Origin of the sequence: Lysobacter enzymogenes, assembly GCF_017355525.1 — a bacterium.
GTDB lineage: Bacteria > Pseudomonadota > Gammaproteobacteria > Xanthomonadales > Xanthomonadaceae > Lysobacter > Lysobacter enzymogenes_C.
The window spans coordinates 1,608,313-1,633,380 of record NZ_CP067395.1 but is presented as its reverse complement, the minus strand read 5'-3'; the positions used below and the strand labels follow the sequence as shown (position 1 = coordinate 1,633,380).

Annotated in this window: 20 protein-coding genes; 7 read left to right on the top strand and 13 right to left on the bottom strand. The window is 71.8% G+C overall.

Annotated features, from left to right (window positions below; genetic code table 11):
• Window positions 1-68 precede the first annotated feature (68 nt).
• The 7 genes from JHW38_RS06700 to JHW38_RS06670 form a co-directional block, all read right to left on the bottom strand.
• On the bottom strand, window positions 69-3,080 hold the full coding sequence (locus tag JHW38_RS06700; protein ID WP_207525206.1) for a serine/threonine-protein kinase: 3,012 nt from the start codon (window positions 3,078-3,080) through the stop codon (window positions 69-71).
• Window positions 3,077-6,100 (bottom strand): serine/threonine-protein kinase, encoded by a 3,024-nt coding sequence (locus tag JHW38_RS06695; protein WP_207525205.1) that lies wholly within the window; start codon window positions 6,098-6,100, stop codon window positions 3,077-3,079. The genes JHW38_RS06700 and JHW38_RS06695 overlap by 4 nt, the downstream gene beginning before the upstream one ends.
• A 43-nt stretch (window positions 6,101-6,143) precedes the next feature.
• Window positions 6,144-6,809, bottom strand: a complete 666-nt coding sequence (locus tag JHW38_RS06690) for an ECF-type sigma factor (RefSeq protein ID WP_207525204.1) — start codon at window positions 6,807-6,809, stop codon at window positions 6,144-6,146.
• 360 nt (window positions 6,810-7,169) lie between these two features.
• Window positions 7,170-8,156 carry a biotin-dependent carboxyltransferase family protein gene (locus JHW38_RS06685; protein WP_207525203.1) on the bottom strand — a complete coding sequence of 329 codons (987 nt, stop codon included), beginning with the start codon at window positions 8,154-8,156 and terminating at the stop codon, window positions 7,170-7,172.
• Window positions 8,153-8,911 carry a 5-oxoprolinase subunit PxpB gene (gene pxpB, locus JHW38_RS06680; RefSeq protein WP_207525202.1) on the bottom strand — a complete coding sequence of 253 codons (759 nt, stop codon included), beginning with the start codon at window positions 8,909-8,911 and terminating at the stop codon, window positions 8,153-8,155. Before pxpB ends, JHW38_RS06685 begins: the two co-directional genes overlap by 4 nt.
• Window positions 8,908-9,318, bottom strand: coding sequence for an HIT domain-containing protein (locus JHW38_RS06675; RefSeq protein ID WP_207525201.1), 411 nt, complete (start codon window positions 9,316-9,318; stop codon window positions 8,908-8,910). Before JHW38_RS06675 ends, pxpB begins: the two co-directional genes overlap by 4 nt.
• The gene (locus tag JHW38_RS06670) at window positions 9,315-9,977 is read right to left on the bottom strand and encodes a dienelactone hydrolase family protein (protein ID WP_207525200.1); all 663 of its coding nucleotides are present in this window, start codon (window positions 9,975-9,977) and stop codon (window positions 9,315-9,317) included. The genes JHW38_RS06675 and JHW38_RS06670 overlap by 4 nt, the downstream gene beginning before the upstream one ends.
• A 212-nt stretch (window positions 9,978-10,189) precedes the next feature.
• On the opposite strand from JHW38_RS06670, the gene rimO reads away from it, so the two are divergent.
• Window positions 10,190-11,560, top strand: coding sequence for a 30S ribosomal protein S12 methylthiotransferase RimO (gene rimO, locus JHW38_RS06665; RefSeq protein WP_207525199.1), 1,371 nt, complete (start codon window positions 10,190-10,192; stop codon window positions 11,558-11,560).
• Window positions 11,561-11,678: 118 nt separating this feature from the next.
• Here rimO and JHW38_RS06660 read toward each other — a convergent pair whose 3' ends face one another.
• From JHW38_RS06660 to JHW38_RS06650, 3 genes are read right to left on the bottom strand one after another with little or no spacing between them, the layout of a single operon-like run.
• Window positions 11,679-12,812 (bottom strand): NAD(P)/FAD-dependent oxidoreductase, encoded by a 1,134-nt coding sequence (locus JHW38_RS06660; protein WP_207526283.1) that lies wholly within the window; start codon window positions 12,810-12,812, stop codon window positions 11,679-11,681.
• A 52-nt stretch (window positions 12,813-12,864) separates the two neighbouring features.
• Complete coding sequence (locus JHW38_RS06655; protein WP_207525198.1) at window positions 12,865-13,425, bottom strand: YaeQ family protein; 561 nt, start codon at window positions 13,423-13,425, stop codon at window positions 12,865-12,867.
• A 30-nt stretch (window positions 13,426-13,455) separates the two neighbouring features.
• Window positions 13,456-14,817: a DUF418 domain-containing protein gene (locus JHW38_RS06650; RefSeq protein WP_207525197.1), complete on the bottom strand. Its 1,362-nt coding sequence runs from the start codon at window positions 14,815-14,817 to the stop codon at window positions 13,456-13,458.
• Between JHW38_RS06650 and JHW38_RS06645 the strand changes: the two genes are divergently transcribed.
• Complete coding sequence (locus JHW38_RS06645) at window positions 14,816-15,739, top strand: pseudouridine synthase (RefSeq protein WP_207525196.1); 924 nt, start codon at window positions 14,816-14,818, stop codon at window positions 15,737-15,739. The genes JHW38_RS06650 and JHW38_RS06645 overlap by 2 nt on opposite strands.
• 109 nt (window positions 15,740-15,848) lie before the next feature.
• Here JHW38_RS06645 and JHW38_RS06640 read toward each other — a convergent pair whose 3' ends face one another.
• Window positions 15,849-16,604 (bottom strand): type 1 glutamine amidotransferase, encoded by a 756-nt coding sequence (locus JHW38_RS06640; RefSeq protein ID WP_207525195.1) that lies wholly within the window; start codon window positions 16,602-16,604, stop codon window positions 15,849-15,851.
• 286 nt (window positions 16,605-16,890) lie between these two features.
• Entirely contained in the window at window positions 16,891-18,927 is a 2,037-nt protein-coding gene (locus tag JHW38_RS06635; RefSeq protein ID WP_207525194.1) for a DEAD/DEAH box helicase, read from the bottom strand.
• A gap of 354 nt (window positions 18,928-19,281) precedes the next feature.
• Between JHW38_RS06635 and JHW38_RS06630 the strand changes: the two genes are divergently transcribed.
• Both JHW38_RS06630 and JHW38_RS06625 read left to right on the top strand, forming a co-directional pair.
• Window positions 19,282-20,064 carry a DeoR/GlpR family DNA-binding transcription regulator gene (locus tag JHW38_RS06630; protein WP_207525193.1) on the top strand — a complete coding sequence of 261 codons (783 nt, stop codon included), beginning with the start codon at window positions 19,282-19,284 and terminating at the stop codon, window positions 20,062-20,064.
• Between the two features lie 195 nt (window positions 20,065-20,259).
• Window positions 20,260-21,441, top strand: coding sequence for an MFS transporter (locus JHW38_RS06625; RefSeq protein ID WP_207525192.1), 1,182 nt, complete (start codon window positions 20,260-20,262; stop codon window positions 21,439-21,441).
• Window positions 21,442-21,447: 6 nt separating this feature from the next.
• Here JHW38_RS06625 and JHW38_RS06620 read toward each other — a convergent pair whose 3' ends face one another.
• Window positions 21,448-21,945: a YaiI/YqxD family protein gene (locus JHW38_RS06620; protein ID WP_207525191.1), complete on the bottom strand. Its 498-nt coding sequence runs from the start codon at window positions 21,943-21,945 to the stop codon at window positions 21,448-21,450.
• Between the two features lie 114 nt (window positions 21,946-22,059).
• On the opposite strand from JHW38_RS06620, the gene JHW38_RS06615 reads away from it, so the two are divergent.
• From JHW38_RS06615 to JHW38_RS06605, 3 genes are read left to right on the top strand one after another with little or no spacing between them, the layout of a single operon-like run.
• Window positions 22,060-22,848, top strand: a complete 789-nt coding sequence (locus tag JHW38_RS06615) for a hypothetical protein (protein ID WP_207525190.1) — start codon at window positions 22,060-22,062, stop codon at window positions 22,846-22,848.
• The gene (locus JHW38_RS06610) at window positions 22,817-23,824 is read left to right on the top strand and encodes a nucleotidyl transferase AbiEii/AbiGii toxin family protein (RefSeq protein WP_207525189.1); all 1,008 of its coding nucleotides are present in this window, start codon (window positions 22,817-22,819) and stop codon (window positions 23,822-23,824) included. Before JHW38_RS06615 ends, JHW38_RS06610 begins: the two co-directional genes overlap by 32 nt.
• 60 nt (window positions 23,825-23,884) lie before the next feature.
• The gene (locus JHW38_RS06605) at window positions 23,885-24,562 is read left to right on the top strand and encodes a glutathione S-transferase (RefSeq protein WP_207525188.1); all 678 of its coding nucleotides are present in this window, start codon (window positions 23,885-23,887) and stop codon (window positions 24,560-24,562) included.
• The last annotated feature ends 506 nt before the right edge of the window (window positions 24,563-25,068 follow it).

Sequence of the window (25,068 nt, the reverse complement as noted above, 5' to 3'; positions counted from 1 at the left end):
TCCTGTGCGCTCGTGCAGCGCTTGCACAGTGACTTTCGGCATGTGTCGCCGCTGCGCCGCCGGCGCCGTCACCCACGCTCGTCGCCGCAGCGGCGCACGTCGAGGTCGATGCGCTCGCGCTCGGCCGCGCTGAGCAGGTCGTGGCCGACGGCGGGCAGTCGCCGGCGGCGTACCCCGTCGAGGTAGGCGCGCACCACCAGGCGTTCCTGCGCCGCGATCAGCGGCGCGCTCGAACTCAGCTGCACCGCCTGCGCCGCGAACGCCTGCGCCTGCGCCGCGCGGCAGGTCCGCAGCGCGTACACGGCGCGGTAGAGCAGCGCCCGGGTCAGGTACAGGCTGCGGGTCTGGAAGTCGGTCAGCGCGCCCTGGCCGGCGCCGCCGGCGTCGATGAAGGCGCGGTCGCGCTCGATCAGGCGGGCGAAGCCGGCGTCGGCGGGCGCGCCGCGGCCCTGGCGGAAGCTCAGCTTGGCCTGGAAGTAATCGATGTCCTGCAACCGGTAGTTGCCGGCGCCGAACAGGGCGACGGTTTCCGCGCGCAGATCGGCGAGCGTGCGTTCGGCCTCGGGCCACTGCGCGGGGCCGCCGCGGTCGAGCAGGTACTGGACCAGCAAAGCGCGCTCGGTCGTCGCCGGCAGGCCGGCGCGCACTTCTTCGGCGATGCTTTCGCGCAATGCGGCCAGGCCTTCCTCGACCTCCCGCGCGTCCGCCGCGTCGGCCCCGTAGAGCAAGGCCAGCGCGAGGTTGTAGCGCGCCGCGCCGCGCATTTCGCTGCCCGGCGGCAGGTGCCGGTCGAGTACGCGCACCGCGCTGCGCTGCAGTTCGAGCCCGTCGTCGCGGTCGCGCGCGATCGCCCAGGCGCTGCTGGCCAGGGCCGAGGCGTACTGGGGATTGTCCGGCCCGTAGACCTCGCGCATCGTCGTCAGCGCCGCGGCGATCTCGCTTTTGGACAGGCCCGAATCGGGAAACACGCTCAGCCGCAGCTTGGCGTAGGCGGTCTTGGGATGCGCGGCGCCGAGCGTGCGGGTGCGGTTGCGCACCAGCTCGCGCGCCAGCTCGCGCGCGTCGAGGTTCGGTTGCAGCTGCACGATCCGCATCAGCACTTCCAGCGCATCGTCGGCCAGCACCGGATTGAGCGGCCGGACCAGGGCGATGGCGCGGCGCACGTCGGCTTCCGCCGGCGCGGCGCGCATCAGCCGGTAGCGCAGGCCGGCGCGGCGGATCAGCGCCTGCGCCAGCAGTTCCTCGTGGCCGCGGCCGAGTCGCTCGGCTTCGGCGACCACGCGGTCGGCGGCGGCCAGCGCGTCCAGCGGACGGCCCAGATACCACTGCGCCAGCGCCATCTGCGCGCCGATGGTGACGCGCGAGGTGCGCGCGACTTCGTCGCCGCGTCCGTCGAGCCCGTCGAGCTGCGCGCGCGCCAGCTGCAAGGCCTCGGCGTAGCGCGCCTGGGCGATCAGCAGGGACAGCCGGGTCGAGGCGAGGAAACCGTCGCGGTCGTCGCCGGCGCCGAGGGTGCGCTGGGCTTCGGCGACCAGCGCTTCGGCGCGCCGGTAGTCGCCCATCAGCGCGTAGCTGCGCGCGAGGGTGCCGAGGCTGCGCGCCTTCAGGTCGGGCTGGTCGTCCAGGCGCATCGCCCGCAGCTCGCGTTCGGTGCGTTCCAGCAGCGCGCGCGAGGAGAACGGCGCGCTGCCCAGGCCGCTCTGGGTGGCGCTGCCCAGGGTGCTGGCGAACAGGCGGCCGACCGCCTGGCTGGCGCGCGCTTCGCGCTGGGCGCGCTGGTGCTGCCAGCCGATCGCGGCGAGGCCGGCGGCCACCACCAGCGCCAGCGAGACGAACAGCGTCGCCGCGGCGCGGTTGCGCCGCCGCCATTTGCCGAGGCGTTCGCGCCAGCCGGCGCGGCGCGCGCCGACCGGCCGGTGTTCGCGCCAGGCGCGCAGGTCGCGGGCGAACTCGGCGACGCTGGGGTAGCGGTCCTGCGGCTTGTGCGCGACCGCCTTGAGCGCGACCGCGGCGAGGTCGCCGCCGAGCGTGCGTTGCAGCGCGGCGACGTCGGCCAGGCCGCGGCGGCGGGCGAGCTCGTCGTCGGCGTCGTCGAGCAGCCGGTCCATCGGCTCGGGCGCGTTGCCGACGGCGATCGGCAGCAGCTCGCGCAGGCCGTGCAGCCGGGTCGGCCATTGCCCGCACAGCAGCCGGTAGCTGAGCACGCCGAGCATGTACAGGTCGGTGGCCGGGCCCTGGATGCCGTGCTGGCGCGCTTCCGGCGCGGCGTAGTCGGGGGTGATCGCCAGGTGCGCGCCGGCGTCGGCGTCGCCGCCGAAGCGGGTGGAGATGCCGAAGTCGAGCAACTGCACGCGGCCGTCGGCGGTCACCAGCAGGTTCGACGGCTTGATGTCGCGATGCAGGATGCCTTGCGCATGCGCATAGGCGAGCGCGTCGCAGGCCTGCGCCAGCAGCTCGGCGCGCGCGCCGACGTCGAGCCCGCGGCGGTCGCACCAGGCGTCGATCGGCTCGCCTTCGACCCGCCGCAACGCGAACCAGGGCCGGCCGTCGCCGTCGATGCCGCCGTCGACCACGCCGGCGATGCCGGGATGGTCCAGGCGCGCGAGCAGGTTGCGTTCCGCGCGGAACGCGGCGACCAGTTCCGGCGAATCCAGCTCGCTGCGGATGCACTTGAGCGCGACCTGCTGCTGGTACTGGCCGTCGTCGCGATGGGCCGCGTAGACCGTGCCCATGCCGCCGCGGCCGAGGATGCGGTCCAGGCGCCAGACGCCGAGGCGCTCGCCGACGCGGCGGTCGTCGCGCTCGTCCTCCTCGGCGTCGCGCCCGGCCGCCCCGTCGCTGCGCGCGCCGTCGCCGGCGCCGTCGTCGCCGCGGGGCTGGTGGGCGGCGACGATCTGCGCCGGCGAGCGGTCGAGCACGCCGGCGTCTTCGTCGAGATCGGAATCCAGCAGGTCGCGCAGCGCGGCGTGCAGCGCCGGGTCGCTCGCCGCCAGCGCCGCCAGCTTGCGCGTGCGCTCGGCCGCGGGCAGGTCGACGTAGGCGTCGAACAGGGCCAGGGCGCGGGCGAGGGCGTCGCTCATCGGCCGATGTTCGCGGCCGCGCCGCCGTCGCGCGCGCAGCCGCGGCGCAACTCGCCGTCGCGCCTGGGCGCAGGCCGATAGCGGTAATCGCCTTCGGTGCGCGCGACGTAGGGCGCGCGGGCGGGCAGCCAGCCCTGGCGCAGATCGCGGGCGAGGTCGGCGGTTTCGAGTTTGAACCGCAGTCGCGGCCCGGTCTGCGCCACCTGCATCGCCCGCTCCATGAAGCGCGAGGCGTCGGCGTCGCGGCAGGTCTGGAACGCGTACGCGCTGCGGTACGCCAGCGCGACCATCCGCGCATCGTCGATGCGCCCCTGCGCATTGCCCGACGCCACCGGCGCGGCGTCGATCGCGTCGAGCAAGCGGGCGAACTCCGAGTCCGCCTGCGCGCGCAGCCCTTCGCGGTAGCGCACGATCGCGCCGAACATCAGCAAGTCCAGCTTGACCGCATCGCCGGGGGCGTAATAGTCCGGCGCCTTGCGCAGCGCGTCGTCGATCGTGCGGCGCGCCAGCGCCAGGCGCGAGTCGCCGCCCTCGATCGACAGGGTCAGCGCGAGCGTGAACTCGTCGCTGGCCGAAGGCAGGCCCAGCCGATGCCGTTCGGCGATGTTGAGCCGCAGCAATTCCAGCGCCTGACCGTAATCGAGCGCGGTTTCGTGGTTGCTCCCGAGCAGGACGCGGGCCAGGTTGGTGCGCGCGTTGAGCAGCATTTCGCCGTCGGAACCGCTGCGTTGCAGCAGCCTCACCGCTTCGCGCTGCATGCGCAGCTCGTCCTGGCGGTCGCGCGCGGCGGTCCAGGCCAGGCGCGACAGCGCAAGCGCGTAGACCGGGTGTTCGCGGCCGTAGCCGGTCTCGATCCGCGCCAGAATCCGCTCGGCTTCTGCGCGCGGCACGTACGGGAAACGGCTCAGCGCGTAATACGCTTCGGCCAGCGCGGTCTGCGGATGGTCGGGGCCCAGGTGCCTGCGGCGCTCCTCGAGCAGGGCGCGGGCGCTGGCGGCGAAGGCCGGGCTCACCCGCACGCGCTGCACGTCGACCAGGCGCTCCAGGGCGTCGTCGGCGAGCAGGGCGTCGAGCGGGCGCGCCAGCGCCAGCGCGCTTTGCGCGTCGGCTTCGGCCTGCGGCAGGCGGCCGAGGCCGCGCAGGAAGCCCGAGCGCAGGATCAACGCGTACGCGACCAGTTCGTCGCGCGCCGGCGCCAGCGCGCGCGCCAGCGCCAGCAGTTCGTCGGCGCTCGCCAGCGCCTGGCGGGTCTGGCCGGCCCCCCACAGCGCGCGCGCGCGTTCGCCGCCGATGGCGATGCGCGCCTGCGTCGTCGCCGCATCGCCGCCGTCCAGCCGCCGCAGGCGCTCGTCCGCCAGCGCCAGCGCTTCGCGGTAGCGGCCGGTGTAGTTGAAGGTTTCCAGCCGGGTCGCGGCGACGAAGCCGTCTTCGTCGCTGCCTGCGTCGTCGTCGGCCAAGTCCTGGGCTTGCGCGGCCAGGGCCGCGGCGTGGCGATAGTCGCCGATCTTGGCGTAGCCGCGCGCCAGCGTCGCCAGCGCGTGCGCGCGCACGCCGGGCTGATCGGACAGCGGCAGCGCGCGCAGTTCGCGTTCGGTGCTCTCCAGCAGCGCGCGCGAGGAAAAGCGTGCGCTGCCCAGGCCGGACAGGGTGGCCGCGCCGAGGGTGGAGGCGAACAGCCGGCCGACTTGCGCGCCGGCTTCGGCCTGACCGAGCACCTGCCGATGCTGCCACCACAACGTGCCGGCGCCGGCCAGCGCCGCCGCCAGCACGGTCGCGCTCAGCGCGGTGGCGGCGCGGTTGCGCCGCAGCCACTTGCGCGTGCGCGACAGCCAGGTCCCCGGCCGCACCCGCACCGGCCGGCCCTGGCGCCAGCGCCGCAGCTCGTCGGCGTATTCGGCGACGCTGGGGTACCGGTCCTGGGCGCGCGCGGCCACCGCCTTGAGCGCCACCGCGGACAGGTCGCCGCGCAGGCGCCGCGCCAGCGCCGCCGGGTCGGCCGCGCCGCGCGCGCGGGCGCTGGCGTCGTCGGCGTCTTCGGCCAACTGCGCCATCGGCAGCGCCGCGCCCGAATCCGAGCCGTGCAGCAGCGGGCGCAGGCCGTGCAGCGGGGTCGGCCAGCGCCCGCACAGCAGGCGATAGGTCAGCACCCCGAGCGCGTACAGGTCGGTCGCCGGCCCTTGCGCGCCGCGCAACTGCGCTTCCGGCGCGGCGTAGTGCGGCGTCGGCGCGGCCAGTTCGGATTGCGCTTCGCGCCAGGGCCCGATCCGCGCGGACATGCCGAAGTCGAGCAACTGCGCGCGGCCGTCCGCGGTGACCAGCACGTTGGAAGGCTTGAGGTCGCGGTGCAGCACGCCCTGGGCATGGGCGTAGGCGACCGCGTCGCAGACCTGCAGCAGCAGGTCGACGCGCGCGGCGACGTCGAGCCCGTGCCGGTCGCACCAGGCGTCGATGGGTTCGCCTTCGACGTAGCGCAGCGCGAACCAAGGGCGGCCGTCGCTGTCGCCGCCGCCGTCGACCAGCGCGGCGATGCCGGAGTGGTCCAGGCGCGCGAGCAGATTGCGCTCCTCGCGCAGCGCCGCCAGCGATTGCGGCGAATCCAGTTCGGCGCGGATGCATTTGAGCGCCACGCGCTGTTGATACTCGCCGTCGTCGCGATGGGCTTCGTAGACCGTGCCCATGCCGCCGCGGCCGACGATGCGGTCGATCCGCCATGCGCCCAGGCGCGCGCCGATGCGCAGGTCGGCGCTGCCGTCGCCGGCCGGGTCGGCGTCATGGCCGGCGTCCGCAGCGGCCGGCGCCGGCGCGGCGGCGTCGCGTTGGCGCCGCTCGGACAGGATCTGCGCCGGCGCGCGGTCGAGCACGCCGCCGTCGTCGTCGTCGGCCTGCAGCAGCGCGCACAGCGCGGCATGGGTGTCGGGTTCGGCGACGGCCAGCGCCGCCAGCCGGCGCTCGCGCTCGGCGGCGGGCAGTTCGACGAATTCGTCGAACAGGTGCAAGGCGCGTGCGGAAGAAGCGTTCATGCGCGCGGTCCGGCGCGGCGGGCGGGGCGGTGGGGACGACCGCTCAGGCGGCGTCGTCCTCGCCGTCCAGGTCCGGCGTGGTCTTGAGATGCAGGGCCAGGAACGCGCGCGCCTTGCGCCAGTCGCGGCGGATGGTGCGGTCGGTCAGCCCCAGCACTTCGCCGATCTCGATGTCGCTCATGCCGGCGAAGTAGCGCATTTCCACCAGTTGGGTCAGGCGCGGTTCGACCGCGCTGAGCGCTTCCAGGGCGCGGTCGATCGCCAGCAACTGGTCCAGGTCCGGATCGTAGGACGGCTCGTAATGCGGATCGGCCTTGTCGGCCAGATAGCTTTCCTCGTACTTGAGCCGCTTGAGCCGGCGCACTTCGTCGAGCAGGGCGTAGCGCATCGCCTGCGACAGCACCGCGAGCAGGTGCTGGCGGTTGTTGAGGGTCAGCTTGTCCTGGTTGAGGCGCAGCCAGGTGCGGTTGATCAGCGAGGTCGGCGAGCGCTTGCTGCCGCGCCGCCAGCGGCGCCGGATCTGCAGCGAGGCGGCCTCGTGCAGGTCGCGGTAGAGCAGGGTGTAGACGCGGTCCCAGGCGCCGGGCTGGCCGTTCTGCGCGGCCACGATGAGCTGGGTCACCGAATCCAGGGTCGCTTCGGGGAACTCGAATTCGTCCGGGGCCGGCGGCTTGGCGAGCGGATCGCGCGAGGGGCCTTCTTGGGTCATGTCCGGTTTCGGCTTAGGCAGGACGATGGGATTTTCGTTAGCCCGACTTCATTGGCCGGCGTTCAAGTCGGCACAGAAATACGCCAAACGCACGCAATTGTCGATAACGATTCATCCGAAAAATACGGCAGGCAATAAACCTGTCGCTAGACATGTGCGGCGGCTATTACTGATTGGCGCACTTATTGCTTAGGGCAGGCAGTTAATGCGTGTATCCAATGCGTGCGCCGTCCGAATATAAAGCGCGTCCATGCACAAATAATCGAAACATACTGTATACCCGCGGCGACGCGGCGGTTGCGGCCGGCACGACTCGAACGCGCCGTACGCATGCGCGCGCGCCGCGGCGCGCGGCGCTCGTCAGCCTGCGCCGACCCGGTCGGCGATGGCCCAGCGCAACCGCGCCAGCTCGGCCTCGGCCAGCCGCTGCGCGCGGTCCGCCTCGTCGGCGTCGCAGGCGCGGAAATACAGCTTCGCATGGGGCTGGGCCTGGGCCAGCCGCGGCAGGTCGGCGGCGATCACATGGCCCAGGCGCGGGTAGCCGCCGACGGTCTGCGCGTCGGCCAGCAAGACGATCGGGCGGCCGTCGGCGGGCAGTTGGATCGTGCCCGGCGCGACCGGTTCGGACACGCCGCTGGCCGTCGCGGCGCCGGTTTCGAGCGCATCGCCGTTCAGGCGCAAGCCCTGGCGGTTGCTGGCCGGGTCGACCCGCCAACCGCTGTCGCCGAAACGCGCCGCGACCTCCGCCAGGCCGGCGGCCTGGGTCGGGCGATAGCGGATCGGCGCGTGCGGGTCGAGGCCGAAGTCGGGATCGATCCACCAGCGGCCGGCGCGCGCCGTCTGCGCGCGCGGCGCGCGCTGCGGCCCCAGCGGCAGGCGGTCGCCGGCGCGCAGCGCGCGCCCGGCGAGGCCGCCGAAACCGCCGCGCAGATCGGTCGCGCGGCTGCCCAGCACCGGCTCGACGGCGAAGCCGCCGGCCACCGCCAGCCACGCGCGCACGCCGGCGCGCATGCCGCCGATGGTCACGGTGCCCGCAGGCAGTTCGAGCGGCCGCGCCGCCGGCAGCGCCTGCCCGTCGAAGCGCAGTTCGCAGGCCGCGCCGAGCAGCGCCAGCCGCGTCGGCGCGTGCAGGCGCAGGCTCGGTCCGTGCAGCGCCAGTTCCAGCACCGCGGCGTCGGCGCGGTTGCCGACCAGGGCGTTGGCGAGGATCGCGCAACGCGGGTCCAGCGCGCCGCCGCGGCCGACACCGAGGTGGCGCCAGCCGTCGCGGCCGAGGTCCTGCACGCAGCTCAGCGCGCCGGGCGCGAGCACGTCGATCCATCCGGGGCTGAGCTGCGCAGCGTTCATCGGGCGGCGTCCTCGCGCTGGGCCTGGTCGTGCAGGGCCTGGTCGTGCAGGGCCTGGAATTCGTCGGCGCCGATCGCGCGCAGGCGCACCCGGTCGCCGGGCTGCAACAGGCTCGGCGCGGCGCGCGCGGCGTCGAACAGCCGCAGCGGGGTGCGCCCGAGCAGACGCCAGCCGCCGGGTCCGGGGCGCGGATAGATGCCGGTCTGGGCGCCGCCGATGGCGACGCTGCCGGCGGCGACGTGGGTGCGCGGCGTCGCCAGCCGCGGCAGCGCCAGCGCCGGCTCCAGGCCCGACAGATAGGGGAAACCGGGGGCGAAGCCGATCATCGCCACGCGGTACTCGCCGCCGCTGTGGCGCTCGACCAACTGCTCGGCGGCCAGACCCAACTGCGACGCCGCGTCATCGAGGTCCGGGCCGAACTCGCCGCCGTACGCAACCGGAATCTCGACGATGCGCGCCGATTCCGCGGCGGCGGCGCGGCCGCCTTGCGCCGCTTCGCCGCACTGCCGGAGCAGCCAACCGCGCACGGTTTCGGCATCGGCCGCGCGCGGATCGAAGAACACCGCCACGCTGGCGTAAGCCGGCACCAGATCGCGCAGCCACGCCGGCGCCTGCGCGCGGATGCGCGCGGCCAGCGCGTGCACGCGCGCGTTGAGCGCATCGTCGATGCGTTCGCCCAGGCGCAGCAGCCAGGCGTCGTCGGCCAGCGCTTCGAATTCCACCGCCGCGGCGGCCTCGCCTGCGTGCGCGCTCACCGCGCCAGCGCGCCTTGCAGCACGCGCAGCCGCTGCACCAGCGCTTCGGGCGAATACGGCTGCGCGGTGGCCATGCCCCACACCGGCCGCGGCCAGGCGATGTCTTCGCGATAGCGCGCGATCACGTGCACGTGCAGTTGCGGCACCAGATTGCCGAGCGCGGCGACGTTGAGCTTGTGCGGCGCGAACGCGGCCTGCAGCGCGCGGCTGGTCGCGGCGATTTCGCGGGTCAGGGTCTGCTGCTGGTCTTCGCTCAGATCGATCAGCTCGACCGCGCCGTCGACCTTGGGCACCAGGATCAGCCACGGATGGTTGGCATCGTCCATCAGCCGCAGCTCGCACAGTTCGAACTGCGCCACCGGATGGGTGTCGTCGGCCAGTTGCGGGTGCAGGTGCCAGGGATTCATTTCAGCGCGTCCGCGAGGAAGTCGAGGGTGCGGGTCCAGGCCAGCGCGGCGCTGGCCGGTTCGAAGTGGTCGCCGATGTCGCGGTTGAAGGCGTGGTCGGCGTCGTAGAGATGGATCGGCGCGTTCGGCAGCGCCTGACGGTGCTGCTCGATCGCCTCCGGCGGAATGCTGGCGTCGCGGCGGCCGAAGTGGAACAGCATCGGCGCGCGCAGCGCTTCGTCGAGGAACGGCACGGTGCGCGAGCCGTAGTAGCTCACCGCCGGCAGGCCGTGACGGGTGTTGCCGAGGAAGGCCAGGGTCCCGCCCCAGCAGAAGCCGACCGCGCCGGTGCGCAGGCCCTCGCTCTGCAGCAGGTGCGCGGCGGCGCCGACGATGTCGCTGGCGCGGTCGAAGCCGAGCGCGTTGCGCAGTTCGACGCCGCGGGCGTAATCGTCCTTGGCGTAGGCCAGTTCGACCCCGCGCTCGACCGGGTCGAACAGGGCCGGGGCCAGGGCCGCGTAGCCGGCCTGCGCGAAGCGTTCGGCGACCGCGCGGATGTGTTCGTTGACGCCGAAGATTTCCTGCAGGACCACCACGCCGCCGAGCGGCACGCCGCCGGGGTCGGCGCGCCAGGCCCGCACCGGGCCGGCGGGGGTGTCCAGGTCGATCCAATGAGCCATGGGGGGATGCTCCTTGTGCGGATGTGATCGAGCGGGCCTGCATCCGCTGCGGATGCAACCGATTCGCAGGCAGTTTAGCCCCGCAGGCTATAATCCGCGCCCCCGAGCGGGTTTCGCGCCCCGACCCTCGTCCTTTCGCCGCCGCACGCCCAGGCTCGCCCCGCCGGCCCGCCGCGTTCGTTCAGCTCCATTCATCAGGTTCTCCCGCCAGCATGTCCGCCAGCGCCCCCGCCAATCCCAAAGTCGGTTTCGTCAGCCTGGGCTGTCCCAAGGCCTTGGTCGACTCCGAACGCATCCTCACCCAACTGCGGGTCGAGGGCTACGACATCGTCCAGAGCTACGACGACGCCGACGTGGTCGTGGTCAACACCTGCGGCTTCATCGACTCGGCGGTGACCGAATCGCTGGACGCGATCGGCGAGGCGATCGCCGAGAACGGCAAGGTCATCGTCACCGGCTGCCTGGGCAAGCGTTCGGAGCTGATCCGCGAAGCGCACCCGGACGTGCTCTCGATCAGCGGCCCGCAGGACTACGGCAGCGTGATGAGCGCGGTGCATTCGGTGCTGCCGCCCAAGCACGACCCGTTCGTCGACCTGGTGCCGCGCCGCGACGAGGGCATCGGCGTCAAGCTGACCCCGAAGCATTACGCCTACCTGAAGATTTCCGAAGGCTGCAACCACCGTTGCAGCTTCTGCATCATCCCGTCGATGCGCGGCGACCTGGTCTCGCGCCCGGTCGACGACGTGCTGCGCGAGGCCGAAAAACTCGCGATGGGCGGGGTCAAGGAACTGCTGGTGATCTCGCAGGACACCTCGGCCTACGGCGTCGACGTGAAGTACGCCGAGCGCCAGTGGCGCGGCAAGGGCTACCAGACCCGGATGAAGGCGCTGTGCGAAGGCCTCAGCGAGCTCGGCATCTGGACCCGCCTGCATTACGTGTATCCGTATCCGCACGTCGACGAAATCATCGCGCTGATGGCCGAAACCGGCGCCAACGGCATGCCCAAGCTGCTGCCGTACCTGGACATCCCGTTCCAGCACGCCAGCCCGCGCGTGCTCAAGCTGATGAAGCGCCCGGGCGCGGTCGACAAGACCCTGGAGCGGATCCAGCGCTGGCGTTCGATCGCGCCGGACATCGCCATCCGCAGCACCTTCATCGTCGGCTTCCCGGGCGAGACCGAAGCCGAGTTCGAGGAGCTGCTGGACTTCCTCGACGAAGCCCAGCTCGACCGCGTCGGCGCGTTCGCCTATTCGCCGGTCGACGGCGCCAAGGCCAACGATCTGCCGGACCCGGTCGCCGAGGAGGTCAAGCAGGAGCGGCTGGCGCGTTTCATGGAGCGGCAGGCGGAGATTTCCGCGGCCAAGCTCGAGGCCAAGGTCGGCAGCGTGCAGCGCTGCCTGGTCGATGCGATCGACGGCGAACTGGCGATCGCGCGCTCGATGGCGGATGCGCCGGAGATCGACGGGCTGGTGCAGATCCAGAACGGCGAGAGCGCAGGTTTGCGCGTGGGCCAGTTCGTCGACGTGGAGATCATGGGCAGCGACGAGCACGATCTGTTCGGCGAGGCGGTCGAGAACGATTGAGCCGCTTTTGTAGGAGCGGCGCGAGCCGCGACCGCGGCAACGCAACTACGGCGAAACTTTCGCCGCGAACGGACACGGCGCAGTCGCGGCTCGCGCCGCTCCTACAGGAATCTACCGATCAAATCGCGAGGCCGGCCGCGTTGCCCGACGCCCACGCCCACTGGAAGTTGTAGCCGCCGAGCCAACCGGTCACGTCCAGCACCTCGCCGATGAAATACAGCCCCGGCACGCGCTTGGACTGCATCGTGCTCGACGACACCGCATCGGTGTCGACGCCGCCCAGAGTCACCTCGGCGGTGCGGTAGCCCTCGGTGCCGCTGGCGACCAGCGGCCACGCCGACAAGGTCGCCGCGAGTTGCTTGAGCTCGGGCAGGTTGTACTGCTTGACCGGCTTGTTGTGCAGCCAGTGCTCGCACAGGCGCTGGGCGAAGCGCTTGGGCAGGACGTCACCGAGCACGGTCTTGAGCTCCGCCGCGGGCCGTTCGCGCTGCTGCCGCTGCAGCCAGTCGAGCGCGTCGCGGCCCGGCAGCAGGTCCAGGCGCAGGTCGTCGCCGGGCTGCCAGTACGAGGAAATCTGCAGGATCGACGGGCCGCTGACGCCGCGGTGGGTGATCAGCATCTGGTTGCTGAAGTCGCGACCGTTGCAGCTGGCGGTCACCGGCAAGGCCACGCCGCTGAGATCGGCCAAACGCTCCTGATGTTTTCCGCTGAGCGTCAGCGGCACCAGCCCCGCGCGGGTCGGCAGCAGTTCGTGGCCGAAGCGCCGCGCGAGTTCGTAGCCGAAGCCGCTCGCGCCCATGCTCGGGATCGACAAGCCGCCGCTGGCGATCACCAGCGACGGCGCGGCGAACGCGCCGTGCGCGGTGTGCGCGCGGAAGTCGCCGCCGTCCTCGTGCGCGATGCGTTCGATCGAGCAACCCGTTGCGATGCGCACGCCGGCCGCCTCGCACTCGTCGACCAACATCTTCACGATCAGCTTCGACGAGAGGTCGCAGAACAGCTGGCCGAGTTCCTTCTCGTGATAGGCGATGCGGTGGCGCTCGACCATCGCGATGAAATCCCACGGCGTGTAGCGCGCCAGCGCCGACTTGCAGAAATGTGGGTTGGTCGAGAGGTAGTTGCCGGGGCCGGCGCCGGTGTTGGTGAAATTGCAGCGGCCGCCGCCCGACATCAGGATCTTCTTGCCGACCTTGTTGGCGTGCTCGATCAGCAGCACGCGGCGGCCGCGGCGGCCGGCGGTCAGCGCGCACATCAGCCCGGCGGCGCCGCCGCCGACGATCAGCGCGTCGAAACGTTCCGCCACTTCAGGCCGCCCGCGCGGCCGATTGCAGGCGCAGGCGCGGGGTCAGGCTCAGGCTGGCCTTGTCGGTGGTCAGGGCCACTTCGCCGTCCTGGATCTGGCAATCCAGGCGGAAGCTGCGCTCGACCATCGCCGCCATCGCCTCGACGTCGGCGCTGCCGATGTCGATCACGGTAAGGTTTTTCAGACGTTGCAGCGCGTTGCCGTTCTTGTCCCACCAGATGTCGGCCGCGTTGCCGCCGTAGTTGACCACCACGACCTGGCGCGAGCGCCCGCAGGCCTTGCGGATGCGCGATTCGTCGGGCTGGCCGACGTCGATCCACAGTTCGATGTCGCCGGTGTAGTCGCGCAACGCGATTTCCGGTTCCTCGCCCTCGGCGCTGAGGCCGGGGCCGAATTCGAGCCGCTCGTGCGCGTTCAGGGCGAAGGCCAGCGTGCGCACCATCAGCCGCTGCGGCGTTTCCGACGGGTGCTGGGCCAGGGTCAGGGCGTGGCCGGCGTAGTAGTGCCGGTCCATATCGCTGATTTGCAGTTCGATCTTGACGATGGTGGCGTTGGTCGCCATTGGCCGGGCCTGCGGGAAACAGCGCGCATTCTACCCGCGCGCGGCCGGCGCCGGGGTCGCGGCCGCGGCCGGCGCGCGCCGCAGCGGCAGCGCGCGGCGATAGGTCAGGCAGCGCCACAGCCATTCCAGCGGGCCGTAGCGGAAGCGCCGCAGCCACCAGTGGCTCAGCGCAGTCTGCGCGGCGAATACCGCGACGAACGCGACCACTGCGCCGCTCAGGCCGTAGCGCGGCCCCAGGCCCAGGCCGATGCCGTAGAACAGGGCCAGGCCGAACACGGTCTGGGCCAGGTAGTTGCTCAGCGCCATGCGTCCTACCGGCGCCAGCCAGGCCAGCCAGCGGCGCGCGCGCGGCTGCTGGAACAGCAGCACGAACGCGGCGACATAGCCCAGGCCGAGCGAGAGGTAGGCGATATTGCGCAACAGCCGGCTCAACGCGCGCGCCGCGCCGCCTTGCAGGCCGAACAATTCCGGGCCGAGGCCGGCGAAATCGCGGAACAGGAAGTACACGGCCAGGACCAGCCCGACCGGCAGGCTCCAGGCGCACAGGCGGCGCCATGCGCGCAGATGCCGCTGCGGCCGCTGCAACCAGCCGGCGCGGCCGATCGCCATGCCCAGCAGCAGCCGGCCGAGGGCGAACAACGGCAGGCTCCACGCAGTCGCGTGCACCCACAGGTCGTAGTCGCGGTTGCCGGCCAGCATCGTCGTCCACTGCGGCGACGCGAAGGCCTCGCGCGCCGCGGCCGCGGCCTGCGCGGCGGGGACGAATTGCGCGGTCCACGGTTTCATCCACGGTTGCAGCGCGGCGCTGGCGAACACCGCGACCAGCACGCCGAGCGCGGCCAGCGCCGCCGGCCGCCAGCGCGCCAGCGGCAGCAGCAACAGGCCCAGCAGCGCGTAGTAGCGCAGGATGTCGCCGTACCAGAACGCCGCGTGGATCAGCCCGAAACCGAGCAGCAGGCACAGCCGCCAGGCGTAGCGGCGGCGCGCCTGCGCGCTGTTTTCGGCGCGTTCGAGCTGCAAGGCGAAGCCGACGCCGAACAGCAGCGCGAACACGGTCATGGCCTTGGCGTCGAGCAACGCGGCCAGCGCCATCTGCAACCAGCGCTCGCCCGGCCACAGCGTCGGCGCGCTGTCCTCGATCAAGGTGTACAGGCTGAAATCGCGCAGGTTCGACAGCAGCACGCCGGCCAGGGCGAAGCCGCGCAGGGCGTCGATGAGTTCCACGCGCTGTTCGGTCGGTTGCTGCGCGGGGTTGAAGTCGGCGGAGGCTGCGGTCGGGATCGTCATCGGTGCAGGCGTGATCGTCTCGGGCGGAATGGTCGCAGCCGCGGCCGTCGCCGCGGTGGCCGCGGTGGCCGCGCCGGCGGACGAAGTGAGCGATGATGGTCGCATGCCGAATCTTCCGCCGGATGCGCCGTTCGACCCAGGCCCGGCCGACGCCGCATCGGCCGACTCGGTCCCGCCGAGCCGCCTGCAATTGCCGCCGGGGCCGTGGACGAATCTGCTCGACGGCGTGTGCGCGCGTTTCCCGGCGATCGGCCGCGAGCGCTGGCGCGAGCGCTTCGCCCGCGGCCGCGTGCTCGACGCGCGCGACGCGCGGCCGCTGCGGGCCGAGGATCCGTATCGCGCGGGTCTTGAGATCCTGTACTTCCGCGAGGTCGAGCGCGAGCCGCGGATTCCGTTCGAAGAACGCATCGTCCACGCCGACGAGCGCTTGCTGGTGGTCGACAAGCCGCACTTCCTGCCGGTCGCGCCGGCCGGGCGTTTCGTCGCCGAAACCCTGCTGGGGCGGTTGCAGCGCCGCTACGGCGAGCTCGATCTCGCGCCGCTGCACCGTCTCGACGCGGCCACCGCCGGGCTGGTGCTGTTCTCGCGCGAACGCGGCAGCCGCGGCGCGTATCAGGCGCTGTTCCGCGAACGCCGCATCGACAAGCGCTATCTGGCGCTGGCGCCGCCGCTGCCGGGGCTGGCGTTTCCGTTGCTGCGGCGTTCGCGGATCGAAGCGGGCGAGCCGTTCTTCCTGATGCGCGAGGTCGCGGGCGAGGCCAACAGCGAGACCAAAATCGAGGTCGTCGCTCGCCAGGACGAAGCGTGGACTTACGCCTTGCGGCCGGTTACCGGGCGCAAGCATCAACTGCGCGTGCATATGGCCGCGCTGGGCGCGCCGATCCTCGGCGATCGTTTCTATCCGCTCCAGGCGCAGGGCGACGACGAGGATTTCGCGCGGCCGCTCAAGTTGCTGGCGCAGTCGCTGCGGTTCGTCGATCCGGTGGATGGGCGCGAGCGGCGGTTCGAGAGCGGGTTGGGGTTGTAGCGCGGGCGGCGGTCGGTCGCGCTTCGTTGTCGTGGGTAGGTGCAGCGGCGGCGTAGTTCGGTTTTCGCGGTCGCGGCTTGCGCCGCTCCTACAGGGAGGCCACCAGGGCCTAGACCCACTCGCGCGAGGGCAGGGTGTAGCGGCGCTGCGGGCGGCCGATCAGGTCGAGGAAGTTGTTGAACACCGCGTCGGCGCGCTGCTGCATGCCGGCGATGTGCTGCGCGGTCAGCGCGCGGATCGCGTCCTCGCTGGTGCCGTGGCCGAGTTCGGCCAGTTCGGCGCGATAGGCCGGATTGGCCAGCCAGCGCTCGATCAGCGGCACGTCCATCTCCAGGTGGAACTGGAAACCGTAGGCGTTGTCGCCCCAGCGGAAGGCCTGCTGCTCGCAGGTGTCGGTGCGGGCCAGATGCTGCGCGCCGGCCGGGATTTCGAAACTGTAGCGATGCCACTGGAACACCGGCGCGGCGCCGGCCAGCGGGGCCAGCACCGGGTCGTCGCGGCCGGCGTCGGTGCTGTGCAGCGGATACCAGCCGATCTCGGGCACGTGATGCCTGCGCACCGGCGCGCCGAGCACGTGCGCGAGCAACTGCGCGCCGAGGCAGATGCCGAGCACCGGCTTGCCCTGTTCGAGCATGGATTCGATCGCGCGCAGCTCGGTGGACAGGTGCGGACGCGCGGCGCGGTCTTCGACGTTCATCGGGCCGCCGAGCACGATCAGGCCGCGATAGCGCTCCAGGTTCGGCTCGGCGCCGGGATCGCGGTCGAAATTGACGAAACGGATGCGGTGGCCGCGGCGACGGATCAGCGGATCGAGCGTACCCAGCGGTTCGGCGGCGACGTGTTGGAAGACCAGGATGCGGGACATGAGCGGCGTAGCGGCGGCTTACGCCTGCGACTATGCCAAAGCGCGCGGGGTTGTGGGGCGTTGCGGCTTATGACTTCTGGTTTTTGGTTGGGGCGCCGTTTTCCGGCAGGGCGCCGCCGCGGTTCACTCGCGCCGCTTCACGCCGTCATCCCCGCGAACGCGGGGATCCAGGGCTTTTCGTGCGAGAACGCCTGAGGTCTCTGGCTCCCCGCGTTCGCGGGGATGACGTTCCCGGGATTTCGCAGGGCGGGCGCCGGCTCGGCCTGGCGTTCGCCCCGCGCGCGCCTCAGCGCGGCCCGCGCGGCTTGAACGGCGGCTTGCGCGGCCCGGCGCCGTGCGGCTTGGGCCCGCGCGGACCCGGGCCGCCCGGACGGCCGGCGCCGCGGCCGCTGCGGCCGCCTTCGGCGTCGCCCGGGGTGGCGCGCTGGATGCGCAGCGGCTGTCCCGCCACGCGCACCTTTTTGAGGTGCTCCATCAGCTCGCGCGGCATGCCTTCGGGCAGATCGACCAGGGTGTACTCGTCGCGGATGTCGATGCGGCCGATGTAGCGGCTTTCCAGGTCGGCCTCGTTGGCGATCGCGCCGACGATGTTGCCGGGCTGCACGCCGTGCGAATGGCCGACTTCGATGCGGAAGGTCTCCATGCCGACGTCGCCCTCGCGCGCCGGCGCGCGCTCGCTGCGCGCGGGACGCGGCGCGGGCGCGTCGTCGTCGAAGAACGACTCGGCGCGGTTGACCGGCGGACGCGACGCGCTCGGCGGAGTGAACTGGCGGTCCTCGTGGCGGTGCGGCGCCGGACGTTCGTCGCGCGCCGGCCGCGCGGCGCGGCTGTCGTCGCGACGGCCGTCGTCGCGGAACTCGCGGCGGTGCGCGCCCGAATTCGACGCGTTGTCGCGCTCGATGAACTTGCGCGTGGCCTGGCCGCGGTGCTCGCGCGGGCCGTCGCGCTCGTCGCGGGAATACTTCGGCAGCGCCGGCGGCGGCGTCAGCAGCAGCGGGTTGTCGCCCTGCACCAGCTTGGCCAGCGCCGCGGCGATCTCGACCGCCGGCACGTTCTTCTCGCGCTCGTAGCGTTCGACCAGGTCGCGGAACAGGCTCAGGTCCTGGCCGTCCAGCGCTTCGGTGATGCGGCCGAGGAAGCGCGAGACGCGCTGCTCGTTGACCGTCTCCACGCTCGGCAGCTCCATCGGCTCGATCGGCTGGCGGGTGGCGCGCTCGATCGCGCGCAGCATGCCGCGCTCGCGCGGGGTCACGAACAAGATCGCCTCGCCCTTGCGCCCGGCGCGGCCGGTGCGGCCGATGCGGTGGACGTAGCTCTCGGTGTCGTAGGGAATGTCGTAGTTCAGCACGTGGCTGATGCGTTCCACGTCGAGGCCGCGCGCGGCCACGTCGGTGGCGACCAGCACGTCGATCTTGCCGTCCTTGAGGTTCTGGATGGTCTTCTCGCGCTGCGCCTGCTGCACGTCGCCGTTGATCGCCGCGGCCGAGATGCCGCGCGCCGACAGCTTCTCGGCGAGTTCCTCGGTGCCGAGCTTGGTGCGCGAGAACACGATCATCGCGTCGAAGGCTTCGGCTTCGAGGATGCGGGTCAGCGCATCGAGCTTGTGCACGCCGCTGACCGACCAATAGCGCTGGCGGATGTTGGCCGCGGTGGCGGTGGTCGACTTGATCGCGATTTCGACCGGGCTCTTGAGATAGGTCTGGGCGATGCGCTTGATCTGCGGCGGCATGGTCGCCGAGAACAACGCGACCTGGCGCGTGTCCGGAGTCTTCTTGAGCACGTTCTCGACGTCGTCGATGAAGCCCATGCGCAGCATTTCGTCGGCTTCGTCGAGCACCAGGCAGCGCAGTTCGGACAGGTCCAGCGAGCCGCGTTCCAGGTGGTCGATGACCCGGCCGGGGGTGCCGACGACCACATGCACGCCGCGCTTGAGCGCCTGCAGCTGCGGGTAGTAGCTCTGGCCGCCGTAGATCGGCAGCACGTGGAAGCCGGGCAGGTGGGTGGCGTACTTCTGGAAAGCTTCGGCGACCTGGATCGCCAGCTCGCGCGTCGGCGCCAGCACCAGCGCCTGCGGCTTGTACTGCCTGGGATCGATCTGGGCCAGGATCGGCAGCGCGAACGCCGCGGTCTTGCCGGTGCCGGTCTGGGCCTGGCCGAGCACGTCGCGGCCTTCCAGCAGCGGCGGGATGGTGGCGGCCTGGATCGGCGAGGGCGATTCGTAGCCGACGTCGGCCAGCGCGCGCAGCAGCGGCTCGGACAGGGCGAGGTCGGTGAATTTGGGGGTGTTGGGGGTCGCGGTGTCGCTGGGCGTGTCGGCGCTCATGGCGATTCTCTGGCAGCGCCGGCAGAGCCGGTCGGATGACCGACCAGTTTACTCCGATGCGGGTGGAGCTACGGCTCAATGAATGGGGCAGGGCCGCGATCGCGCCGTCGCGGGGTCGCCGTGCGCGCGGCGCGGCGAAACCGCTGGGAAACCGCAGCCGTCTGCGCGAGGGCTCGGGCGTGCGGACGCGGTGGCGGGCGCATCGGCGGCGCCGGACGGGCTGTGCCGCATTTGCCGGTTTGGGGGCGCTGCCAGACCCGTGCTTGCACGCGGCTGCACGTTTGTGCACGATTGCGTCGAATCGTGAAGCGTCGAAACCCGAACCGCCGAAGCCCGAACCGCCTGGAGCCGCCGATGTCCGCCGAGGAACTGCTGCCGCAGCAACGCCACCGCCTGATCCTGGAGCGCCTGCTGGCCCAGGGCCGGGTCATCGCGGTCGATCTGGCGCGCGAACTGGAGGTGTCGCACGACACCATCCGCCGCGACCTGCGCGAGATGGCCGCGGCCGGGCAGTGCCGGCGGGTCTACGGCGGCGCGCTGCCGCTGGCGCCGGACCGCGGCACCCTGGCCCAGCGCCAGACCCAGGCGCCGGGCCGCAAGGCCGCGCTGGCGCGTACCGCGGTCGGCCTGATCGAGCGCGGCCAGGTGCTGTTCCTCGACGCCGGCTCGACCAACATCGCCATCGCCCAGGCGCTGCCGGCCGACTTCGGCCTGACCGTCGCCACCAACGCCCCGGCCATCGCCGCCCTGCTGGCGCCGCGCGAGGATCTGCAACTGATCGCCATCGGCGGCCGGATCGAGCCGCGCATCGGCGCCGCGCTCGGCGCCGGCGCCTTGCGCGAGGTCGAGGCGATCCGCAGCGACTGGTACTTCCTCGGCGTCTGCGGCGCCGACCACGAGGCCGGCATCAGCGCGCGCGATTACGAAGACGCGCAGTTCAAGCAGGCCGCGGCCCACGCCGCGCGCGCGGTCGCGGTGGTGGTCACCGACGACAAGTTCGGCACCGCCGCGCCGTTCACCGTGCTGGCCGCCGACGCGGTGTCGGCGCTGGTGATCGAACACGACGGCGATGCCGCGCAGGCGCGCGCGTTCGCGGCCAAGGGCGCGCGGGTGTTGCGCGCGCAGCCGATGCAGTGACTGTGCAGGCGGCGCGCGTTGCGGCGCGCGCGCCGTCGGCAGCATCGCAGCGGAACCGAAAGCGTCGCGACTGAAGTCCCTCCCACGGCAGCCTCGCGCTGCACCCCTCCACCGTGGGAGGGGCTTCAGTCCCGACGCTTTTTCTCGGATCGCCGCAAACCGAACCTCGAACTTCAAGCATCGACGAGACCCCTCATGAGCGATTCGCAAACCGTCCCGGCCCCCGCCGCCGCCCGCGGCGAAACCATCGGCGCGCTGGAACGCCTGTCGACCCGCATCGCCTTCTTCATCGCCGGCCTGGCGATGGCGGCGTGGGCGCCGCTGGTGCCTTACGCCAAGGCCCGCACCGGCGTCGACGAAGCCACCCTGGGCCTGTTGCTGCTGGCCCTGGGCGCCGGTTCGATGACTACGATGCCGCTGACCGGCGCGCTGGCCGCGCGGGTCGGCTGCCGCAAGGTGATCCTGCTGGCCAGCGCCGCGGTCGCCGCGACCCTGCCGTTGCTCGCGCACCTGGATACCGTCGCCGGCATGGCCCTGGCGCTGTTCGCGTTCGGCGCGGCGATCGGCGCGATCGACGTGGCGATCAACATCCAGGCGGTGGTGGTCGAGAAAGCCAGCGGGCGCGCGCTGATGTCGGGTTTCCACGGCTTTTTCAGCGTCGGCGGCATCGCCGGCGCGGCCCTGGCCAGCGCCTTGCTGTGGCTGCAGGCGACGCCGCTGATCGCCGCGCTCAGCGTGGCGGTGCTGCTGGCGCTGCTGATGCTGGCCGGCAGCCGCGGCCTGTTGCGCTACGGCGACGACGGCCACGGCGGTTCGATGTTCGTGCTGCCGCACGGCATCGTGATCCTGGTCGGCGCGCTGTGCTTCATCGTGTTCCTGGCCGAAGGCGCGATGCTGGACTGGAGCGCGCTGCTGCTGGTCTCGCAGCGCGGCGTCGAGGCCAGCGCCGGCGGCCTGGGCTATGCGGTGTTCGCGTTGGCGATGACCATCGGCCGCTTCAACGGCGACCGCATCGTCCAGCGTTTCGGCGCGCGCCCGGTGCTGGCGCTCGGCGGCGTCTGCGCCGCGGCCGGCTTCGCGTTGGCGGCGCTGTTGCCGTGGGTCGGCGCGACGTTGCTGGGCTTCGCCCTGATCGGGCTGGGCTGCTCGAACATCGTGCCGATCCTGTTCACCGCCGCCGGCAACCAGAAGGCGATGCCGGCCGGCGCGGCGATCTCCGCGGTCAGCACGCTGGGTTATGCCGGCATTTTGATCGGCCCGGCCGGGATCGGCTGGATCGCCAAGATCAGCAGCCTGCCGGCGGCGTTCGCGCTGCTCGGCGTGGGTTTGGTCGCGGTGGCCGCGTGCGCGCGGCTGGTCGCGGCGCGAAAGGGCTGAGTCGGCTCAGCGCTTGCGCCGCGCCAGCCAGCGATCCAACTGCGCCGCGAACGCTTGGCGATCGCGCGCGTGCAGCGCCGGCGGGCCGCCGGTCTGGACCCCGGCGCCGCGCAGTTCCTCCATGAAATTGCGGATCGACAGGCGCTCGGCGATGTTGTCGCGGGTGTACAGGTCGCCGCGCGGATTCAGCGCGACCGCGCCCTTGGCCAGCGCCAGCGAGGCCAGCGGAATGTCCTGGGTCACGACCAGATCGCCGGCCGCGAGCCGCTGCACGATCTCGGTATCGGCCACGTCCGCTCCTGACGGCACCTGGATCGCGCCGATCCAGCGCGACGGCGGCGTGCGCAGCCACTGATTGGCGACGAGCGTCAGCGGAATCTGCGCGCGCTCGGCGGCGCGGAACAGGATGTCCTTGATGACCACGGGGCAGGCGTCGGCGTCGACCCAGATCTGCGCTGCGGCGGCCTGCGGCGTTTCCGGCGGTGCGGCGGGGGTGTCGGTCATGGCGGGCGGGCAGGGAAGCGATGCGCATTGTGCGGCCGAAGGCCGGCGGCGTCATGTGCGCGGCGGCCGCTGCGACCGTTCGTCTTCCGATCCGCGGCGGTTGCGGACGCGGCGGTGGGCCGTAAAACGCGCCGCGGCGCTGATATCCTCAGCCGCCGCAAGCCAGTGCGCGCGACCGCGCCCGCCGACGATCCGCTCATGGACACCGCCTTCGCCAAGGACCGCACCGCGCCGGCGCCCGTCGCCGGCGTCGAGGCCGCGCCCGGCTTCGACGGCGAGTTCGAAACCCATCTGACCGTCGCCGCCGATCATGCCGGCGCCTTGCAGCGTTTCGCCGCGGCGCACGGCTTCAAATGCCTGCACATCGAGCTCGCGCGCGGCGTGCGCGCGTTCCAGCCGATGTTGAGCTGGCGCGGCCGCGGCGATTTCGCCCGGCAGCGCGCGCAGGCCGACGCGGTCGCGGCGCAGTTGCGCGCGCACGGGATGCAGCCGCTGCGGATCAAGATCGAGGCGGCGCCGGGCAATCGCGACGTGCCGCAGGACGATGCGCAGGCAGTGGCCGGCCGCTATTTCGAAAGCCATATCAAACTGCTGCTCGAAGCCGGCGCGGACCTGACGGAACTGGCCGAACGGGTGCGCGGACACAGCGCGCACCTGTCGCGCAACGCCTTGCGCACGCGCGAGGACGGGCTCGACCAGCGCTTCGTCACCCAGCGCAGCCACGGCGGCCTGCGACGGGCCTATGCCGAACTGCGCGCGCTGCTCGATGTGCTGGATGGTGCGGGCCTGCGCCGCCTCGGCGTGGAAACCGAATACGTGGTGTACGACGACAACCTGGCGGTGGACGATGGCTGGATCGATTTGGCAACGGATGGGCCGCTGGCTCAGCGCGGGAAGCGATAAGCTGGTCGACGCCCTCGTTGCGGGGGAACAGCCGGCGACCTCCGGCAAAAACTGGGGTCCGCCGCAGCGTCCCGCGCGGACGCGCGAAATCCGCTATCCGCTGAGCACTCAGCTCAACGGCCAAGGGCGGCCGGACTTGTTCGACCCGGCGCTGCGGCATCACAACGATGCCTTCCGCACCGGCGACCCGATCTTCTCCAACGACGAGGATCGACGCCGCTGGTACGCGGCTCGGGCCTCGGTGTTGGCGCAGATGCTGAGCGCCATCGCCGGCTCGCCCTGGCGGGACAAGTTGGTGTTGCGAGGCAGCGTCCTGCTGCACGCGTACCTCGGCGACGGTGCCCGGCCGCCCGGCGATATCGACTGGATCGTGTTGCCGCCCGAACTCAAGGCCGACGATCCCGCAGCCGTACTGATGCTGCGGGACCTGGCCACGCTGTTGACCCAGCGTCGCGACATCGGTCCGGTGCGCATCCACTTCGACCGCGTCGCTCACGACGATATCTGGGCTTACGAACGCGCCGAAGGCCGGCGCATGACCATCGTGTGGTCGCTGGACGATCTGCCCGAGGGCCAGATCCAGCTCGACTTCGTGTTCTGCGAAGCGTTGCCGCAGCCGCCGGCAACGGTCGAAATACCGCTGAACGAAGGCGAGCCGGTGTCGCTGTTGGGCGCCACCGCCGAATTGTCGCTGGCATGGAAACTGGTATGGCTGCAGACCGACATGTGGCCGCAGGGCAAGGATCTTTACGACGCGGTGCTGCTGGCCGAGCGCTGCACTATGCCGCTTTCGCTGTTCGTCGAGGCTCTGAGCAGTACGCCGGATTACCGCGGCTGGCCCGAGGGCGCCTTGCCCGAGGTCGGCTCCTGGTCGGTCGATTGGGACAACTTCCGCGCCGAGTGTCCGTGGGTCGAAGGCGATGTCGAGCTGTGGAAGCAGCGTCTGACCGCGCAATTGATCGTCAGCCGCGGCTGATCTGCACGGCGGCGGCGCGCCGGCTACCATGCGCGCATCCTCCCACCGACGGCGCCGGCCATGATCACAGTCCACCACCTCAACAACTCCCGCTCCCAGCGCGTGCTGTGGCTGCTGGAGGAACTGGAGCTGCCGTACCAGGTGGTCCGCTACCAGCGCGATCCCAAGACGATGCTGGCGCCGCCGGAACTGCGCGCGATCCACCCGTTGGGCAAGTCGCCGCTGGTGGAACTCGACGGGCAGGTGCTGGCCGAGTCGGCGGCGATCATCGAAACGCTGTGCGAGCGCTACGACAGCGAGCAGCGGGTGTCGCCGCCGCTGCAGCCGCTGGACGGCGAGGAGCGCCAGCGCTACCGCTACTGGATGCACTACGCCGAAGGCTCGGCGATGCCGCCGCTGCTGCTGAGCCTGGTGTTCTCGCGGATCAAGTCCGCGCCGATGCCGTTCTTCGTCAAGCCGGTCGCGCGCGGCATCGCCGACAAGGCGATGCAGTCCTTCGTCGGGCCGCAGCTGGCGCTGCACCTGGGCTATATCGAGAGCGAGCTGGGCAAGCGCGAGTGGTTCGCCGGCGACCGTTTCACCGCCGCCGACATCCAGATGAGCTTTCCGGTCGAAGCCGCGGCGGCGCGCGCCGGCGGCGAACGGCCGCGCATGCAGGCGTTCGTCGAGCGCATCCGCGCGCGGCCGGCGTATCAGCGGGCGTTGGAGAAGGGCGGGCCGTATTCGTTGCTCGGTTGAGGCGGGCAGGGCGCGGCGAAACCCACCCGTCGTCATGCCCGCGAAGGCGGGCATCCAGGGCTTCATCCAGGCACGGCGCTGAAGTCTCTGGATCCCCGCTTTCGCGGGGATGACGGATTGGAGAGGCGCCGCGAAACCCACCTATCGTCGTTCCCGCGAAAGCGGGAACCCAGGGCTTCGTCCAGGCATGGCGCTGAAGTCTCTGGATCCCCGCTTTCGCGGGGATGACGACTTGCAGAGGCGCCGCGAAACCCACCTATCGTCGTTCCCGCGAAAGCGGGAACCCAGGGCTTCATCCAGGGAGGGCGTTGAAGTCTCTGGATCCCCGCTTTCGCGGGGATGACGACTTGCAGAGGCGCCGCGAAACCCACCTATCGTCGTTCCCGCGAAAGCGGGAACCCAGGGCTTCATCCAGGCATGGCGCTGAGGTCTCTGGATCCCCGCTTTCGTGGGGATGACGACTTGGAGAGGCGCCGCGAAACCCACCTATCGTCGTTCCCGCGAAA